Genomic DNA, 16,464 nt, shown 5'->3' with positions numbered 1-16,464 from the left:
CATGGGGCGAGGGTCCGGCAGGTTCGATGTGCGGTTATCCGGTCCTTGCTGCTGTTGCTGCCTCACTCTCCCCGCAGCTGATGCCGCTACCGCGGTCCGAATTCCTCGAATCGGCTGCGCTCGAGGCCGCGGTCTTCCATGCGTCCGCGTTCCTCGAACCGGCTGCGCTCGCGTCCGCGCTCTTCGAACCGGCCGCGGTCTTCCATGCGCCCGCGCTCTTCGAAGCGTCCTCGATCGAGGCCGCGGTCTTCGAACCGGCCGCGTTCCTCGAATCGGCCGCGCGGTTCCATGCGCCCGCGCTCTTCGAATCGGCCGCGCGGTTCCATGCGCCCGCGTTCCTCGAAGCGTCCGCGTTCCTCGAACCGCCCGCGCGGTTCCATGCGCCCGCGCTCCTCGAACCGCCCGCGTTCACGTCCGCGGTCTTCGAACCGTCCGCGTTCCTCGAACCGCCCGCGCGGTTCCATGCGTCCGCGCGTGCGCTCTTCGAACCGCCCGCGCTCGCGTCCGCGCTCTATGCGTCCGCGCTGCTCTATGCGTCCGCGCTCGCGGATGCGTACGCGACCGCGGTCGCCGTACGTCCGGTAGCGCTCACGGCCACGGCACCTGCCTCCGGGGCAGGGCTGTGTCGGGCTCTGCATGATCTGTGCGGTGCTGCCGGCCGCGTAGACCGGCTGCGTCTGCATCGTCACCGGGACGATGAGGGCCGACGCTGTGATCGCGCCAGCAGCGAGTGCTTCCTTGAGCATGAGTATCACTCCGTCGACTCCGTGACCGTCACCCGGGAAACCCGGATGCGCGGAGCGCGAATCGATCCATCGAACCTTGGATCCAGACCCTGATTCTCACGCTAGAGGTAACAAAAGGCCCCGTCACCCAGAAGTGCGCAAAACAACAGCTTTCCGCTGGAGAAAACAAACGGCATCGGAGATGTTGTCGGCCCGTTTCCCCGCGCCGATGATTCCTTTGCCCGGCCGGCTGGAATCCTGCCGTTTCATTGAGGCGCATTGGTTGCGATCGCCCATGATCGACCGGATCCCTGTCTCTGCCCCCTTACCGATTATTACGGTTGATCGCTGACCGAAACCGCGCGGGTTCTCGAGGTTGCCGTGACCACTGCCGAGGAAGCGGAGCTCGGGCGGCTCCATGCGCCGCCCGGCCCGGCCGGCGGCCGGAACCGTGTCCGGGCCGGGCAGGCGGCACCGCGAGCCCGCGCGGCGCGGCCGGTCATTCCGGTTCTGGGACCACGTCACGCCCGCCGCCCCTGGCAGGCGCCGCCGTACGCGTACGCGGCAGGACGGCGACGGCGATGAGGACGGCGCAGGCCAGGAGCGCGGCGCTGAGCGTCATGCCGAGCGCGTATCCCTCGGTGAGGCCCTCGATCGTGGTGCTCGCACCGGTGCGCGCGTGGGCGGCCGTACCGAGAGCGGCCAGCCCGAACGACGCGCCGATCTGGCGTGAGCTGGACAGGAGACCGGAGGCCATGCCCGTCTCGCTCGGCGCCACGCCCACGGTGGCGGCGGAGACGACCGGTCCGAGGCAGAGCCCGAATCCGATGCTGGTGACCAGCGACGGGCCGAGGACGTCGGCGAGGTAGGAGCCGTCGGCGCTGATGAAGCCGAACCAGGCGAACCCGGCCGCGGTCACCAGCCCACCGATGATCAGCATGGTGCGGAGCGGCAGACGGTAGCCGAGTTTGATGGCGGTCGTCGCGCCGGCGATGACGCCGATCGCGAAGGGCAGCAACTGGATCCCGGCCACGGTCGGGCCGGCTCCGAGCACCTGCTGGAGATAGAGGGACGCGAAGTAGAAGGACGACGCCATGGCGGCGCCGAGCAGGAGGTTGTAGGAGTTGGCGCCGGCGACCGAGCGGTCGGCCAGCAGTCCGAGCCGGATCAGCGGGTCGCGGGTGGTGGTCCGCTCGACGCGGACGAACGCGGCCAGCAGGGCGATCGCGGCCACCAGGGTCGTCAGGGTGACGGGCGAGGTCCATCCGTACTGGTCGGTGCGGACGACGCCGAACACGAGCAGGATCATGCCCGCCGTCGCAAGGACGGCGCCCAGCACGTCGGGACGGCGATCGGGAGCCGTGGGCGGAGCACCGGTGACACCCCGCCAGGCCAGGGCCAGCGCGACGGCGGCCATCGGGACGCTGACGAACATCACCCAGCGCCAGCCCGCGTACTGGGTGAGCACACCGCCGATCAGGACGCCGAGGGCGCCGCCGGCGGCGTTCACCGCGCTCCATATGCCGTAGGCGCGGACGCGGGCCTTGCCGGTGGGGAAGGTGACGGTCAGCACCGCCAGCGCGGCCGGAGACAGCGCGGCGGCCCCGATGCCCTGCAGGGCGCGGCCGGCCACCAGATGGCCGGGCTCCTGCGCGAAGCCGCCGGCGAGGGAGGCGAGGCCGAAGACGGCGAGCCCGGCCATCAGGACCCGCTTGTGGCCGTAGCGGTCGGCGATCTTCCCGCCCAGCAGGAGCAGGCCGCCGAAGGTGAGGGCGTAGGCGTGGATCACCCAGGTCAGCCCCACCGGGCTGAAGCCGAGGCCAGCGGCGATCCGCGGAAGCCCGAGGTTCACGACCGACAGGTCCACCGACACCATGAACTGCACGACGGCCACCGCGGCGAGGGTGAGCCCCTGCCGGGCGGCCGTACGAGCGAGCGGTCGTCCGCTTGCTGATCGCGTGTCTGTCACCGTTCCTCAGTCCTCCGGCAGGTTTCGAGGAGATAGTTTTCGTACACGTACTGAAAGTACATCGGAACCGGCGCGGGTGTCACCGGCGGGAGCCTCGGTTGGCGTGAGGGAGCGGCCGGACGGAATGATGGGACGGTGTCCCGACGCAATGCCCCGCACGGCCGAACCGGCCGTCCACCGGTGACCTCACGAGCGCAGATCCTGGACGCGGCCCGGCGGCTCATCGATAGGGACGGCTGGGAGAAGCTGAGCATCCGCCGGCTGGCCGCCGAGCTGGGCATCGGGACGATGACGCTCTATCACCACGTGCGGGACAAAGAAGACCTGCTGCTCCTGCTGATCACCGAATACGCCGACCAGGTCCCGCGCCCGGACCTGCCCGGCGACCCGCGCGACCGCATCATCGCGACCGCCACCCTGATCCACGACGCCCTCGCGGCCTGGCCATGGGCCGCGGAGGTCCTCACGGCCGACGGGTTCGTCGGCCGGCTCGGCGAATCGGTGTGGATGGTCGAGGCCATCGTGGCCGGAGCCATCGACCACGGATGCACGCCCGAACAGGCCGTGCACCTCTTCCGCCACATCTGGTACTACACGGTCGGCGAGATCCTCGTCCGCGCCCACTCCGCCCGCCAGCCGGCGGACGCCGGCCGCGGCCCCCTCTTCAGCGGTCTCGACGCGTCGCGGATGCCACGCCTGGTCGCCATCGGCGACCTGTGGCGGACGCTGTCCGCGCAGGACACCTACGCCCAGGGGCTGCGCGCCCTCGTCGACGGGCTGCTCGCCCAGGCCGTGCCGGACACGACGAGCCAGGCGGCGTCCGCGCGGCAGGGTGAATAACCCCCCTGCTCCCGTCCGGACGCCCGTCAGCGGGGCGGGCAGGCGTGGACGGCCGGGGCGGCCCGCGCCTATCCCGCCCGACGATGCCTCGTCGGCGGCACCCTCAGGCCGGCAGAGCCTCGCTCGATGCCATCCTGGTTCGTGGTGGACTGGAGGCTCCGGCCGGCGTCGGCGGCGGACGTGGAGGCGGTCGCCGAGCTGCGGGCCGTGGTGCTTCGTCCTGATCTTGAGCGGCTCGGCCGCTACGACGATCAGCGCGTACGGCAGCGGCTGCGCGACGGATTCACACCGGCGCACACCTGGACGATCGAGGCGAACGGTGCCGTGGCCGGGTGTGTGGCACTGCGACCGGCCGACGGCGCCTACTGGCTGGAGCACTTCTACCTGGCCCCGGCCCTGCAGGGCAGGGGGATCGGGTCCGCCGTGCTGGGCGGCCTGCTGGAGCGGTGTGACCGGGAAGACGCCCAGATCCGGCTGAACGTGCTGCGGGGGAGTGCGGCCCGGCGGCTGTACGAGCGGCACGGGTTCACGGTCGAGGCCGAGGACGAGGTGGACGTGTTCATGGTGCGCGAGCCGGCCCCGGCTGCGCCCGTTCATTGAGGGGCGTCCGGTCGCCGCGCGCATTCCGGCGTCGAATGAGTGCCGCGCCTCGGCAGGCCGTCGCTATAGCCTGGGGTCCCTATGCGTCACGCTCGGATGCGTACCATCCCCCTCGGCCTTGCCGCCGTACTCGCCGGAGTCCTGTTCCTCCCGGCCTGCGGATTGCAGTGGGCCGCTGCGTGGCGCGACGGCCTCGGCTCCGAAGGCTCGCCCCATGACCCCTCATGCGGGGCCCCGTCCACCGATACGCCGATCACCTCCGGGGATTTGGAGAGGGACGGCGTCGCGATAACCGGCCTGAGCGTACGGTCCCGCAACTGCCGGTTCTCCGCCGGGTTCAAGGTCACCAACCACGAGGCCGAACCCTTCACGTACACCGTCACCTTCGCATTCGTGTCCCGCTCCGGAGCGGTGCTGTCGAACGCGGAGCAGACGGTGCCGGCGGTCGAGCCCGGTCAGACCGTGCAGGGCATGGTCACTATGGGCGGGCTTCCTCCGCAGGAATACACCGTGGGGGGCGTGCACGTCGCCAAGGTCAGAAGCGTCCCGGCGGACGAGGCGCCCGATCCGGCAGGTCCCTGCCCGCCCTCGGGCGTCCGCGTCACACTGGGCAATGGTGACGCCGCCATGGGGCTCCGCGTCGTGGGTCTCCATCTGGAGAACTGCTCGACCCGCGCCTACCACCTCGACGGCTACCCGCAGCTCCAGCTCCTCGACGAGGACAGAAAGCCGGTCACCGGCATCGAGGTCCTGCACGGTGGCGGCGGCATCTCCACCGTGACCGGCTTCGACGATCCGCCCCGGCCGGTGACCCTGAAGCCGGGCCAGAGCGCGTCCGCCGGCCTCATGTGGCGCAACACCGTCACCGACGGCACTTCAGTGCACCTGCCGTACGTCAGGGTGAACGCCAAGGCCGGTGCTCCTCCCGTGATGCTGACGCCGGAGCTCGATCTCGGCACCACCGGGAAGCTCGGCGTCAGCCCCTGGAAGAAGGACAAGCTCCCATAGTTCCTGTCTTCGGCCCGCGGCCCTGGGGAGCCGAGGACGACGGTTCCGACGTGTTCGATCCTTCGAGGTGCTCGATTACGCCGCGCCCGCCGGACCGCCGGAAGCCGTCCCGGAGATGCCGGCGCGGGCCTCGGCGAGCTTCTCGTCGGTGAACTTCCCGTGCTCCTCCTGGTAGCGCAGCAGGTCGGCACCCCGGAGATGGCGCCGCAACCGGCGTGCCACCGCCTCGGCGACATAGCCCGAGACGTCGTCGGCGACCTGCTCCTTCGGCAACGTCACCGTGATACGCGTCGTATCCGCCACACGCCAATCATGCTGCGGTGATGCACGGCCGCGCCCTGTCTCGCGACCTGCGGAAACGCGACCGGCAACATCCCGACTATTGACAAACGCCGACTCAGGGGGTGCTTAGTCCTGTTCCACCCAGGTCTCTCTCCGTTCGACTGGCTGATCGAGTGTCGCTTTTGGCGGGGTTTCGTACGATCTGCTGGCCGTCGGGGGCAATCACTTGGGCGGTCAGGGGTCGTTCTGTGACAGAAAATTCTCGTCGAGCCTTTTACAACGCTCCGAGGACGCGACCATCTCTCTAGTTACCCGTCTTGCCTCACCGAGGGTTCGTGGTGAGCTGCCCGTAGGCGGTTGCCAGCATTATCGTCACCGCACTGTAGGCGGGGCCAGACGTAAACGGCCATCGCAACCGATCCTCCCGGCCAAGCAAAGTTAGCACCGAAGTGAGCGATAGTTGGAAGACCTATTGGAAGTGGCACGGCGGTTAGGCGATCAGGTGGGCCCTTGGGCGCTTTTGCTTACTAGGAGGGCGATTGTGACGGCGAGAAGCGCGGCGAAGCCGAGACCGAAGATCCGGTCGTCCGTGGCAAGACCGGACAATGACCGGCGACCCCGATGGGAAAGCTGATACTTTGTCCGCGGATGGACGGAGTGGCGCCATGCGATCAACGTCCTCGGCCGCCGACGACGGAGGGCCTGTGACAGGTGACCGTTTTGTTCGCGGAGCGCGGTTCGGCGGGCATTCGGGGAGGCCGGTCATCGCCGCTTCCTTGCTGGTCGCGCTGACCGGGTGTGGTCCGGGTGGCAGCGTCACGGCCGCGCAGGCCCCTTCGCCGCCGACCGCATCGGCCGCGGCCGCGTCGAGTTCACCGGTCGCATCCCCGACGGTCTCCGTCGCGGTGACGCCCACGGCGGAGCGGGCGAAAGGCTCGCTCTTCGGCGTCTACCAGGGCATGGCCGAGATCGCTCTGACGTCCTACGACTATTGCAAGGCGCGTTTCGACCGACACGCCAATGGGCGCAAGCGGTACACGATGCCCGCGACGTTGATCATTTCCGCCCCCAAGGGGCAGGGGACGACCCGGGACGGCAACCCGTTCTCCTTCGACATCCAGATCGGAAAGCTCGGCACGGCCGGTTCGCTGTGGCTGATATCGGCCGTGGAGTTCGCACCGTCGAAGCCCGGCCGGAGCGCGCGCGTCCTGACGTACTGGCGGATCACCTATGCGGACGGCACATTGTCCGGACGGCTGGTGGACACCCATCAGGACGAGAAGAAGGAGATCAACGACTTCACCGGCGAAAACCCATTGGTTCCCTGCCGGCCCGAGCTCGGCATGATCAACATGTTGTACGCCATCGCGAAGGGAGCCACGATGGAAGGGAAACTTGGGAACGGCAAGGCCGACCTGCGCATCAAGGCGTCTACCAGGAACGGCCTGTTCGCCTTCTCCCTTCGCCTCACCGTCTGACGAACCGATAGCGCACCGGTGCGTCGTTCGTCCTTGACGACAGATCGGCACTCATGCTGGTATTTGTCGCAGGCCGCGATCACCTGGCCGCTCTCCGGATTTCCGTTCAACTCCTGCGAATCCTCCGCCCCGGACAGAATGCGAGGCCCGGCGATCTCCGAAACACATCATCGAAATCCGGGTGGCTCCCGGGACTCACGCGGGAATTCCGGTAGACAGAGCACAAAGGGCGGGCGCATGGATGTGATGATCTCGATCCCTGAGGGGTCCGGGGAGACGCTGCGCGAACTGGCGAGGGAACTGGTCCGCGAAGACCACTGGCGCGGCCGGGTCACCCTGGTGGAGCGGCCCCCAGAAGAGGAGGCGCTCGGCCCCATCCTGGACGCCCTCAGCGTGCTCGCCACCCCGGTGACCGTCTCCGGCCTCATCATGGGGGTCACGACCTGGCTCCGATACCGCACGAGCGACCTTGACGTGAAGGTCACCCGCTCCGATCGGTCGACCGAGGTCACCCTGTCGGCCAAACGGCTTCGCCGGCTGGACGCGGTGGCCCTGGAGCGAGAGATCTCCGAGATCTGCCGCTGTCTCGACGGCGGCGAGCAGCCTCGCCCCGGCGACCAGGGAGGTGATGGGCAGGCCCATCCCGGCCTCGAAAACGGTGACGACCAGGCCCGCCGCACTGCGGAAAGCGGCGGCCAGCAGGCCTGAGCACGCCGATGCATCCCACGGTCTCCTGGTCGTCGGGCACGCGCGCGGTCCTCGTCGGCACCGGTAGCCACATCCCGGGCTCACGCCTGCCAAACGTGCCCGCGGTCGAGGGGACGGTGCGAGACTTCGCCGCCTGCCTGGTCGAGTGCTGCGGCCTGCCGGGCTCGCAGGTGCGCACCGTGACCGACCCGCGTGACCCGGAGGCCATGGACAGCGCCATCCGGGCCTGCGCGGCCGAGGCCGAGGACGTGTTCCTGCTGTACTACGTCGGCCACGGAGTCCTGTCCCCCAGCGGTGAACTGCACCTTGCGACCATGGCGACCGTCGACCTCACCCGCGGACGCGCGGCCTCGCAGGCCCTGGAGTTCTCCGCCATCCAGGACGCGATCGCCCGTTGCCGGGCCTCGACCATTGTGATCATCCTGGACTGCTGCTTCTCCGGGCGGGCGCAGCTCGCCGACGTGGGCGAGGGATACCTCATCGCGTCGGCCACCGGCGAGACGACGGCGCTGGCGCCGAAGGACGCGCCGCACACACTGTTCACCGGTCATCTGATCCGGTTGCTGCGCGATGGCGACCCCGACGGGCCGCCGGTGCTCACCCTCGACCACGTGGCCGCGCGCCTGCATCGTGCGCTGCGCGAGCGGCACCGCACGCCGGTCATCAGGTCCGCCGGTCGTTCGGCAGAGCTGCCGTTGGCGGTGAACCCGGCCTACCGCCCGCCCACCCGCTCGCTCGCACCTACGGACGAGAACCGGGCCGCCCATACCGAGACCCCGTGCCCCTACGTCGGACTCGCGGCGTACGGCAGGGACGACGCCCGGCTGTTCTTCGGGCGGGCGAAGCTGACCGAAACCCTGGTCCGTGCCACGGCCGCCCTGGCATTCTCCCGGCGACCGCTCGTCGTCACGGGCGCGTCCGGGGCGGGTAAATCGTCCCTGCTGCGCGCCGGCCTGCTGCCCGCCATCGGCCGCGGCGAGCTGGGCATCCCCGGATCGGGCCGATGGCCGCAGCTCGTCATCGACGCCGGTGCGGAACCGCTGCGCAATCTGACCCGGCGCCTGACCGAGTACTTCGGGCCATCCGGCGGCATGTTCGACCCCGGGCCCAAAGACGCGCCGGCGCGGATCTGGGCCGGCGTCCGGCAAGCGCTTCAGGCCCCGGGCGTGGACGGCGTTCCGGAGACGGACCGGCGGTTGGTCCTGGTCGTCGATCAGTTTGAGGAGATCTTCGCCTCGGTGGTGCCTGCGGCCGAGCGCGAGGCGTTCGTCCGGGGGCTGAGCGCGCTGGCGAGCGCAGAGGACCCCGGCGACGAGCCGCCCGCAGTGGTCCTCGTGGTGGTGCGAGCCGACTTCTTCGAACGCCTGGCCCGCTATCCCGAGTTCGACGCGGCGATCAAACAGGCGGTGATCGTCGGTGCGATGACCAGGGGAGAGTTAAGCCAGGCGATCATCGGGCCGTGCGAGAGCGTCGGCCATTCCATGGAGCCCGCCCTCGTCGACTTGCTGCTCAGGGACCTGGACATGGAGTCCGCCGACGAGACCGCACGGATGCGCGATCCGGGGATGCTTCCGCACCTCTCCCACGCGTTGCGCGGCACCTGGCGCAATCACGTGGGCCGGGTGCTGACCGTTGCCGACTACCAGGCGACGGGCGGTATCGACGGCGCCGTCGCCGCCACCGCCGAAGCGGTCCACGACGCGCTCGACGGCGCAGGACGGGCCGAACTGCACCGCCTGCTGCTTCGCATGGTCTTCATCGGCGACGGGACCCGGGACGTACGCCACCGCGTGCCCTATGCCGAGCTATCGCCCGCCGACGACAGCGAGGGGACAACCGCCCGCGTACTGAACGCCCTGGTGGAGGCCAGGCTGGTCACCGCCGACACCGAGACCGTCGAGATCACCCATGAGGCGCTGCTCCGCTCGTGGCCGCGCCTGCGCGAGTGGATCGAGGCGGATCGCGCCGGGCTGCTCGTGCGGCAGCGGCTGATCACCGCCGCCCGCACCTGGGTACGGGAGGGCCGCGGCCCCGACCACCTGTACCGCGGCACCCAGCTCGCCCTCGTGCGGGAGCAGTTCGCCGAACCGTCGGCCCGCGCGGTCCTGGACCCGCCGGTCCTGGACTTCCTGGACGCATCCGTCGCGCTCGACCGCCGCCGGATTCGGGCCCGCAACGCCGCCATCGGAGCGTTGTGCGCCCTCACCATCCTCGCGCTCGCCGCGACCGGGCTCGCCATCCGGCAGGCCGGCATCGCAGAGACGGCCGGCATGGAGGCGGTGCGGCAGCGCGACATCGCCGTCTCCCGCGAGATCACCGTGCGGTCCTCGGCGCTGCGCTACGTCCAGCCGGGGCTGGCCCGCCGGTTGCTCGCGATCGCCTACCGCACGGGGGCCACCGATCAGGCGGTCAGCGCGCTGCTGGAAAGTCCCGCGATTCCGGGACAGATCGACTTTCCCAATGGCGTCGACGCCCTGGCCTACCAGGGCCATGGCACCACGCTGGCCGTATCCACCAGCGGGAGGGTCGTGCTGTACGACACCGCGACGGGCACGGTCCTCGGCGAGATCTCCGGCGAGGCCAAGACCGTCGAGCTCCTGGCGTTCAGCCCGGACGGGCACGTCCTCGCCACCTGTGGCGACGGCCGGACGGTCCGCCTCTGGGACGTCAGCCACCCGACCGCGCCCGTAGAGCTGGGCAAACCCATCACACATCGTAAGGAGATCACGGCGCTGGCGTTCAGCCCCGATGGACACACCTTGGCTATCGGCGGCGGCGATAAGACCTTGCGCCTGTGGGACATCACCGATCCCGAGAGACCGGTACCGTCGGCCACACTGACCGGCCTCTCGGCGGAGGTGCGCGAGTTGGCCTTCCACCATGACGGCAAGACGTTGGCCACCCTGGCTTTAGACGAGCCGGTACGCCTGTGGAATCTGTCCGACTCGCGGCGGCCCGCCGCTATGGGCAGGCTCGCCAAGGACCCGGACACCTTCGCGTTCGCCCTTAGCCCCGACGGCGGTCTTCTCGCCACAGCGGACACCTCCGGCACCCTGCGGCTGTGGAAGGTGGCCGACCCCAGCCGGCCGGTGGCCCTGTCCACGTTCTTCGACAGCCGAGGGGGGTCGTCTATTCACCACATGGCCTTCAGCCCGGATGGCCGCACTCTGGCCACCGAAGGCCTCGGCCTCGCGCTGTGGGATGTCCGTGACCCCGAGCACCCCACGATGTCCGCCATTCCGACCGGCGAGCTCAGGATCTCCCCTTTCGCGTTCAGCCCGGACGGCCACACCCTCGTGATCATTCGCGGCGGTACCGTGCAGCTGTGGAACGTCGCCGACCCCGACGTCCCATCGGTCAGTGTCGCTGTGGACGCCCACACCGCGGCGATCACCGCGCTGGCCTACCACCCGACGGCCCCGGTGCTGGCGACCGGCAGTGAAGATCTCAGAGTGCGACTGTGGGATTTCGCCGATCCGGCCCATCCCAAGCTCGCCGCCGTGTTGCCGCCGGAGTCGGCCTCGGGCGTCTCTGCATTGGGTTTCAGCCCTGACGGGCGCACTCTGGTGACTGCCACACACGAGGGGTTGGTGCGGACCTGGGACGTGACCGTCCCGCTGCGACCCCGCGTCATGGCCACGATCAGCGTGTCGTGGAACGAGGCGTCCGCTCTGGCGTTCAGCCCCGACAGCCGCCTGCTCCTCACCGGCGACGGGGCCAGGACCCAGGTGTGGCGTCTGGTCGCCGGCCGTCCCGAGCGACTCGCTGCCTTCGGCACCGGCGCGTCCCGCAGCTCCATGGCGTTCAGCCCCGACGGGAGTACGGTGCTCACCGCGGCAGACGGTTCGGCGCAGCTGTGGAACCTCCGCGACCCCAGTGTCCCCGCGCTGATCGCCAAGCTGCCCGTCCAGGCGGCGGAGGTGCATGCGGTGGCCTTCAGCCCGGACGGGCACACCGCGGCGACGGCCGAGACCAGCGGCGGCGACTACTGGGTGCGTCTCTGGGACCTCACGGACCTTTCCCACCCCTGGCAGTCGGCCACCTTGACCGGCCATACCGGCGACGTGGGCACACTTGCGTTCAGCCCGGACGGACACACCCTCGCCTCGGGAGGCAAAGACGGGACCGTGCGCATGTGGGACGTCGGCGACAACGCCCGCCCCAAGTCCCTCGCCGTCTTCCAAGGCGTCCCCCTGGTGACCTCCCTGACCTTCAGCCCCGACGGCCAGAGCCTGGCCGCCGCCGCGGACGACGGCAGACTCCGCATCTGGACGGTGGACCCGGCCACCTTGCTCAAACGCCTCTGCATCAACGCCGGCGCCCCCATCACCTTGGCCCAGCAAAGCCAGTACCTTCAGGCATTCTCTGCACATGAGGATTGCGGCTGACTCCTCCCTCGGGTCAGCCTTCGGGGCCGGTGGGCTGGATGGGCGCGCCGTCGCCGGTGGTCGGCAGGTCGCCTCGGAGGGGCTGCGCCTGGCTGTGATCCCGGTCGGGTTCCAGCCCGCGATAGGCCTGTCGTGGATGCTGCTGGAGCGGGACTCCTTCCTGCGCGTCGTCGGCAGGCCGCTGCTGGCCTGGTGGCGCCTGGTCTGGGTCTAGCGGCGGCACTGGCAACCCGTGATGATCGTCTCTGGTCTCGGGCGTCACCTGCGCGGCCGGGACTACCTGCCCCGCCTGGTCAAGATGCGGTGCACCTCGTGGGCCGACCTGGTCACCGTGAAGATGCTGAACGGGCAGGCGGTCAAGGACTGGACCGACCGGGCCGATCACCTGGCGCACGGCTTCGGTGCCCGAAGCTGCCGGGTGTCGATCGCGCGGGCCGGTCGGCTCGTGCATACGCCAAGTGCATCGACGGACAGCGTGAGATCGCCAATCAGCGGATAGAGGCAGCCCTCGTCTCGTGAACTCCTACAGCCTCGTCTCAGGGTCTCGGGTCACTCCGGGGCCCTTCGGCGTTTCCAAGGGCGGGTCTCATCCCGTAGAGGCGTCGGAAACCGCATCGCGACCTGGGAAAACGTGGTCCGCGTCATCCCGCGTATATCCCGTGACTGGCGACAAACGGCGGCTCTCGGTGGCCTACGGCTGCAGCGTAGTGACCATGATCTATAAAGAAACCGCAGCTCAGGCAGGGTTTCCCTGATCAAACGTGGTAGGGCGGGTGGGACTTGAACCCACGACCCACGGATTATGAGTCCGATGCTCTGACCGGCTGAGCTACCGCCCCGCAATGGTGGAGTCTCTCACAACTTAGCGGGTGAGGGGATCTGCGAACGGAGGTGATCGGCGGCCTTCGGCCGTGGGCGTAATCGCTGCCAGACGACCATCCGGTGATCGCCCGTTCTGGGGTGTGGATACCCTGTCGGGAGTCATGGGGCCTATGTCAGGGTATGTGACAGTTGAGACGACATCGCTCCACAAGACGACTCTGCGAAACGTGGCTCCGCAACGGAATCCGGGGGTGCCCCGTGGGGAGACGACTGGCGGGCGTCTGCGTGCTTCTCCTGATGTCCCTTCCGGCCTGCGGGCAGGGCGGGCGGCAGCCGGGAGGGGAACTCGGAGCGGTCGGCGACGTGCGGGAGGGCTTCACCGTCGGCCTGCTGCTCCCCGACGAGGGACCCGATCGGCCTCTGTTCACCCGGGCCCTGGCGTCCCTGTGCCCGCGCTGCCATGTCCAGTACGCGAACGCCGCGGGCGATTGGGCCAGGCAGGGGCGGCAGATCGGCCGGATGCTGGGCGACGGCGTGCGGGTGCTGGTCCTCGGCGCGGTGGACCCCGGGGCCGCCGCTCCCTGGGTGGCCAGGGCCAAGCTGTCCGGGGCGAAGGTCGTCGCGTACGACCGGCTGGCGAACGGGCCGGTGGACGCCTACGTGGCGACCGATCCGGCCCGCGTCGGGCGGGAGCAGGCGCTGGCCCTGCTCGGCGCCATGAAGACCGCGGGGCCGGTGGTGCTCCTCAACGGCCCGGCCACGGACCCGTACGCCGTGACGGTGAAGCGGGCCATGCACGCGGTGCTGGACGGCCGGGTGACGATCGGTTGGGAACGGGACCTGACGCGGCCTGGCGAGGCGGCACGCGAGGTGACGACGGCCGTCGCCGCGCTCGGCGGGGCCGCGAAGGTGGCGGGCGTGTGCTGCGCGAGCGACACCGTGGCGGAGGCCGTCGCGGCCGAGATGGCGCGAGCGGGGATGACCGGGGTGCCGCTGATCGGGCACGGCGGGCGGCCCGCGGCACCGGGGCGGGCGGGGGCCGGCACGCAGACCGCCACGGTCCGTCCCGATGTCGCGGCCGAGGCGGCGGCCGCCGCCAGGCTGGCGGTCGAGGTCGCGGGCGGCAGGACCGTGTACGGCACGGCCGTCGTGGCCAACGGGACGACGGTCTCGATCCCGGCGGTGCTGGTTCCGCCGGCCGTGGTCACGAAGGCCCCGGCCCGTGGGGCTCCCGCCCCCGGGGCCGCTCCCGGGCAGGGCACGCGATCGCACTGATCCGACGGCAGGGCCGCGGCCGCACTGGGGTGTACGGCCGCGGTCAGGGGAGTGCGGGCTTACTCCTCTTCGCCGGAGGAGGCGGGGCGCCGGAGGAGGCGGGACCGTCGGACGGGCGCAGGCGCTCCCAGAGCAGGAACGCGCCGCCGACGACGAGCATCGCGACGCCCGTCCACAGGTTGATGCGGATGCCCTCCGCCTTCTGGATCTCCTGGGCGCTGTCGAGCAGCCCGGTGACCGCGAGGATCAGTCCGTAGACCACGAACAGACCGCCGATCACGCGGCGGATGTCGAAGAGCCGTTGCGGGGCGGCCATGCGAACCTCCTAGAGGAAGGGCAGGTAGAACGCCGCGGCGAGGACCACCGCCCCGGCGCCGAGGATCACGGGGGAGCGATACCAGGCGGCGTCTCCCGCCGGCGCGTCGTCCGAGACGGACGCGTCGCTCAGGCCGTAGACGAGCCCGCGCAGCTCGCTCTCCGGCTTGGGGGTGGTGGCGAGCGTGACCACGACGGAGACGACCGCGTCGACCACGAAGGCGATGCCGGCGCCCCAGAAGCTCGCGTTCAGCTCGGTGCCGAAGTCGAACACGCCCGCCTTGTAGAGGATGTACGAGGCGAAGGCGCAGACCGTGCCGCTAAGCAGGCCCCAGAAGCCCGCCCAGGCGGTCATCCGCCGCCAGAACAGGCCGATGATGAACGTCGCGAACAGCGGGGCGTTGAAGAACGAGAACAGCGACTGCAGATAATTCATGATGTTGCCGAACCCGGCGGCGATGAACGCCGTGCCGATTCCGGCGAGGACGCCGACCACGGTGGCGATCCGGCCGAGCCGCACGTACCACTCGTCGGGGTGGTCGCCGTTGACGTGCGCCTTCCAGATGTCCTGGGTGAAGACCGTGTTGAAGCCGCTGATGTTGGCGGCCATCCCGGCCATGAACGACGCGAGCAGGCCGGTCACCGCGACACCGAGCACGCCGTTGGGCAGGAACTCGTTCATGAGCAGCGGGATCGCCTCGTTGTACGTCGGCCCGCCATCCTTGCCGAGGTCGCCGAACAGCACGACCGCGATGAGACCGGGGATCACGGTGACGATCGGGATCACGAGCTTCGGGTAGGCCGCGACGATCGGGGTCAGCCGGGCGGCGTTGGTGTTGCGGGCCGACAGCGCGCGCTGCACCTCGGCGAAGTTGGTGGTCCAGTAGCCGAAGGACAGCACGAACCCGAGGCCGAAGACCACGCCGATCCAGTTGGCGTTGAGCGGATTGTCTGTGCCGGCGGTGTGCGCCCAGGTGTGCAGCCCGCCCTCGCCGAGCACGCTCTGCCTGACCTTCTCGCCGAGGCCGGAGAAGCCGCCGACCCGGGTCAGGCCGATGACCACCACCGGCACGAGCCCGGCGACGATCACGAAGAACTGCATGACCTCGTTGTAGATCGCCGAGGACAGGCCGCCGAGCGTGATGTACGCCAGCACGATCGCGGCCGACACGATGATGGACAGCCACAGCGGCCAGCCGAGCAGGGCGTCCATGATGAGCGCCAGCGCGTACAGGTTGATCCCGGCGATGAGGATCTGCGCGACGGCGAAGGTCCCGGCGTTGAGCAACTGGGTCGCGCCGTTGAAGCGGCGGCGCATGAACTCCGGGACGCTGTGCACCTTCGACCGGTAGTAGAACGGCATCATCACGACGCCGAGGAACACCATGGCGGGGACCGCGCCGATCCAGTAGTAGTGCAGCGTCATCGCGCCGTACTGCGCGCCGTTCGCCGCCATGCCGAGGACCTCGGTGGCGCCGAGGTTGGCGGACATGAAGGCCAGGCCGGTGATCCAGGCGGGGAGTGCGCGGCCCGAGAGGAAGAAGTCCAGACTCGTCCGTACGGCCCGTTTGGCGGCGAAGCCGATTCCCAGCACCACGACGAAGTACAGGGCGAGGATCACGTAGTCCAGGACGTTGACGTCGAGCCGCAGATCCTGTGCGGCCAGCAATTGGGCATCAGGCACGCGACGGCGGCTACCCGAAGGTCGTGCCGTTTCACGCGGTATATCCAATCGTGACGACACCGCAGGTGAAGGCGCTGCAAGGCCGTGCGGCGGTGTCCCGAGTGACGGGGGAGCAGCCGGGTAAGCGAGGGAGAACAGGACAACACCGACGAAGGGGGCACGTCATGGCCGACGCACCGAACCCGATCCAGCTGCAGAAACACCTGAAGGGCGTCGACTATCCGGCCGCGAAGTCGGACCTGATCCGTACGGCCCGGGACCAGGGCGCGGACGACACCGTCATCAACGCGCTGGAGCGCATCCCGGACCGGCAGTACGACGGCCCCAACGCGGTCAGCAAGGCGGTCACCGACGCCCGGTGACGAAGGGG

The 16,464-nt window shown here is 69.8% G+C and carries 15 protein-coding genes and 1 tRNA gene; 11 read left to right on the top strand and 5 right to left on the bottom strand.

The window, feature by feature from the left end; all coding sequences use genetic code 11:
• The first annotated feature begins 80 nt into the window (after positions 1 to 80).
• Entirely contained in the window at positions 81 to 839 is a 759-nt protein-coding gene (locus FLV34_RS02975) for a hypothetical protein (protein WP_142649749.1), read from the top strand.
• Between the two features lie 385 nt (positions 840 to 1,224).
• On the opposite strand, the gene FLV34_RS02970 is transcribed toward FLV34_RS02975, so the two are convergent.
• On the bottom strand, positions 1,225 to 2,694 hold the full coding sequence (locus tag FLV34_RS02970; RefSeq protein ID WP_261985628.1) for an MFS transporter: 1,470 nt from the start codon (positions 2,692 to 2,694) through the stop codon (positions 1,225 to 1,227).
• A gap of 180 nt (positions 2,695 to 2,874) precedes the next feature.
• Here FLV34_RS02970 and FLV34_RS02965 point away from each other — a divergent pair, with 180 nt between their 5' ends.
• The 3 genes from FLV34_RS02965 to FLV34_RS02955 all read left to right on the top strand — a co-directional run bounded on the left by FLV34_RS02965 (position 2,875) and on the right by FLV34_RS02955 (position 5,142).
• Entirely contained in the window at positions 2,875 to 3,534 is a 660-nt protein-coding gene (locus tag FLV34_RS02965; protein WP_261985627.1) for a TetR/AcrR family transcriptional regulator, read from the top strand.
• 126 nt (positions 3,535 to 3,660) lie between these two features.
• Positions 3,661 to 4,134: a GNAT family N-acetyltransferase gene (locus FLV34_RS02960; RefSeq protein WP_261985626.1), complete on the top strand. Its 474-nt coding sequence runs from the start codon at positions 3,661 to 3,663 to the stop codon at positions 4,132 to 4,134.
• A gap of 96 nt (positions 4,135 to 4,230) precedes the next feature.
• The gene (locus FLV34_RS02955; RefSeq protein ID WP_147942282.1) at positions 4,231 to 5,142 is read left to right on the top strand and encodes a DUF4232 domain-containing protein; all 912 of its coding nucleotides are present in this window, start codon (positions 4,231 to 4,233) and stop codon (positions 5,140 to 5,142) included.
• A 75-nt stretch (positions 5,143 to 5,217) separates the two neighbouring features.
• Here FLV34_RS02955 and FLV34_RS02950 read toward each other — a convergent pair whose 3' ends face one another.
• Positions 5,218 to 5,445: a hypothetical protein gene (locus FLV34_RS02950; RefSeq protein ID WP_147942281.1), complete on the bottom strand. Its 228-nt coding sequence runs from the start codon at positions 5,443 to 5,445 to the stop codon at positions 5,218 to 5,220.
• 683 nt (positions 5,446 to 6,128) lie between these two features.
• Between FLV34_RS02950 and FLV34_RS02945 the strand changes: the two genes are divergently transcribed.
• The 5 genes from FLV34_RS02945 (at position 6,129) to FLV34_RS02930 (ending at position 12,497) form a co-directional block, all read left to right on the top strand.
• Positions 6,129 to 6,902 (top strand): hypothetical protein, encoded by a 774-nt coding sequence (locus tag FLV34_RS02945; protein ID WP_147942280.1) that lies wholly within the window; start codon positions 6,129 to 6,131, stop codon positions 6,900 to 6,902.
• A gap of 246 nt (positions 6,903 to 7,148) precedes the next feature.
• Entirely contained in the window at positions 7,149 to 7,610 is a 462-nt protein-coding gene (locus tag FLV34_RS02940) for a hypothetical protein (RefSeq protein ID WP_147942279.1), read from the top strand.
• 95 nt (positions 7,611 to 7,705) lie between these two features.
• On the top strand, positions 7,706 to 11,998 hold the full coding sequence (locus FLV34_RS02935; protein WP_187280521.1) for a caspase family protein: 4,293 nt from the start codon (positions 7,706 to 7,708) through the stop codon (positions 11,996 to 11,998).
• On the top strand, positions 11,982 to 12,212 hold the full coding sequence (locus FLV34_RS42155; RefSeq protein ID WP_261985625.1) for a hypothetical protein: 231 nt from the start codon (positions 11,982 to 11,984) through the stop codon (positions 12,210 to 12,212). Before FLV34_RS02935 ends, FLV34_RS42155 begins: the two co-directional genes overlap by 17 nt.
• Before the next feature lie 21 nt (positions 12,213 to 12,233).
• A complete protein-coding gene (locus FLV34_RS02930; RefSeq protein WP_261985624.1) occupies positions 12,234 to 12,497 on the top strand; it encodes a hypothetical protein in 264 nt (87 codons plus the stop codon).
• A 263-nt stretch (positions 12,498 to 12,760) separates the two neighbouring features.
• Here FLV34_RS02930 and FLV34_RS02925 read toward each other — a convergent pair.
• A tRNA-Ile gene (locus FLV34_RS02925) sits at positions 12,761 to 12,837 on the bottom strand.
• Positions 12,838 to 13,078: 241 nt separating this feature from the next.
• On the opposite strand from FLV34_RS02925, the gene FLV34_RS02920 reads away from it, so the two are divergent.
• On the top strand, positions 13,079 to 14,095 hold the full coding sequence (locus FLV34_RS02920; protein WP_147942277.1) for a substrate-binding domain-containing protein: 1,017 nt from the start codon (positions 13,079 to 13,081) through the stop codon (positions 14,093 to 14,095).
• Positions 14,096 to 14,138: 43 nt separating this feature from the next.
• On the opposite strand, the gene FLV34_RS02915 is transcribed toward FLV34_RS02920, so the two are convergent.
• Both FLV34_RS02915 and FLV34_RS02910 read right to left on the bottom strand, forming a co-directional pair.
• Entirely contained in the window at positions 14,139 to 14,411 is a 273-nt protein-coding gene (locus FLV34_RS02915) for a hypothetical protein (RefSeq protein ID WP_142644792.1), read from the bottom strand.
• 9 nt (positions 14,412 to 14,420) lie between these two features.
• On the bottom strand, positions 14,421 to 16,094 hold the full coding sequence (locus FLV34_RS02910) for a sodium:solute symporter family protein (protein ID WP_260616986.1): 1,674 nt from the start codon (positions 16,092 to 16,094) through the stop codon (positions 14,421 to 14,423).
• A gap of 164 nt (positions 16,095 to 16,258) precedes the next feature.
• Here FLV34_RS02910 and FLV34_RS02905 point away from each other — a divergent pair, with 164 nt between their 5' ends.
• On the top strand, positions 16,259 to 16,456 hold the full coding sequence (locus FLV34_RS02905; RefSeq protein ID WP_142644793.1) for a DUF2795 domain-containing protein: 198 nt from the start codon (positions 16,259 to 16,261) through the stop codon (positions 16,454 to 16,456).
• Positions 16,457 to 16,464 lie beyond the last annotated feature (8 nt).

Source organism: Microbispora sp. CSR-4 (genome assembly GCF_008033685.1).
Lineage (GTDB): Bacteria > Actinomycetota > Actinomycetes > Streptosporangiales > Streptosporangiaceae > Microbispora.
Note: the sequence above shows the minus strand (reverse complement) of the source record. Positions and strands in the feature narration are given on the sequence as shown.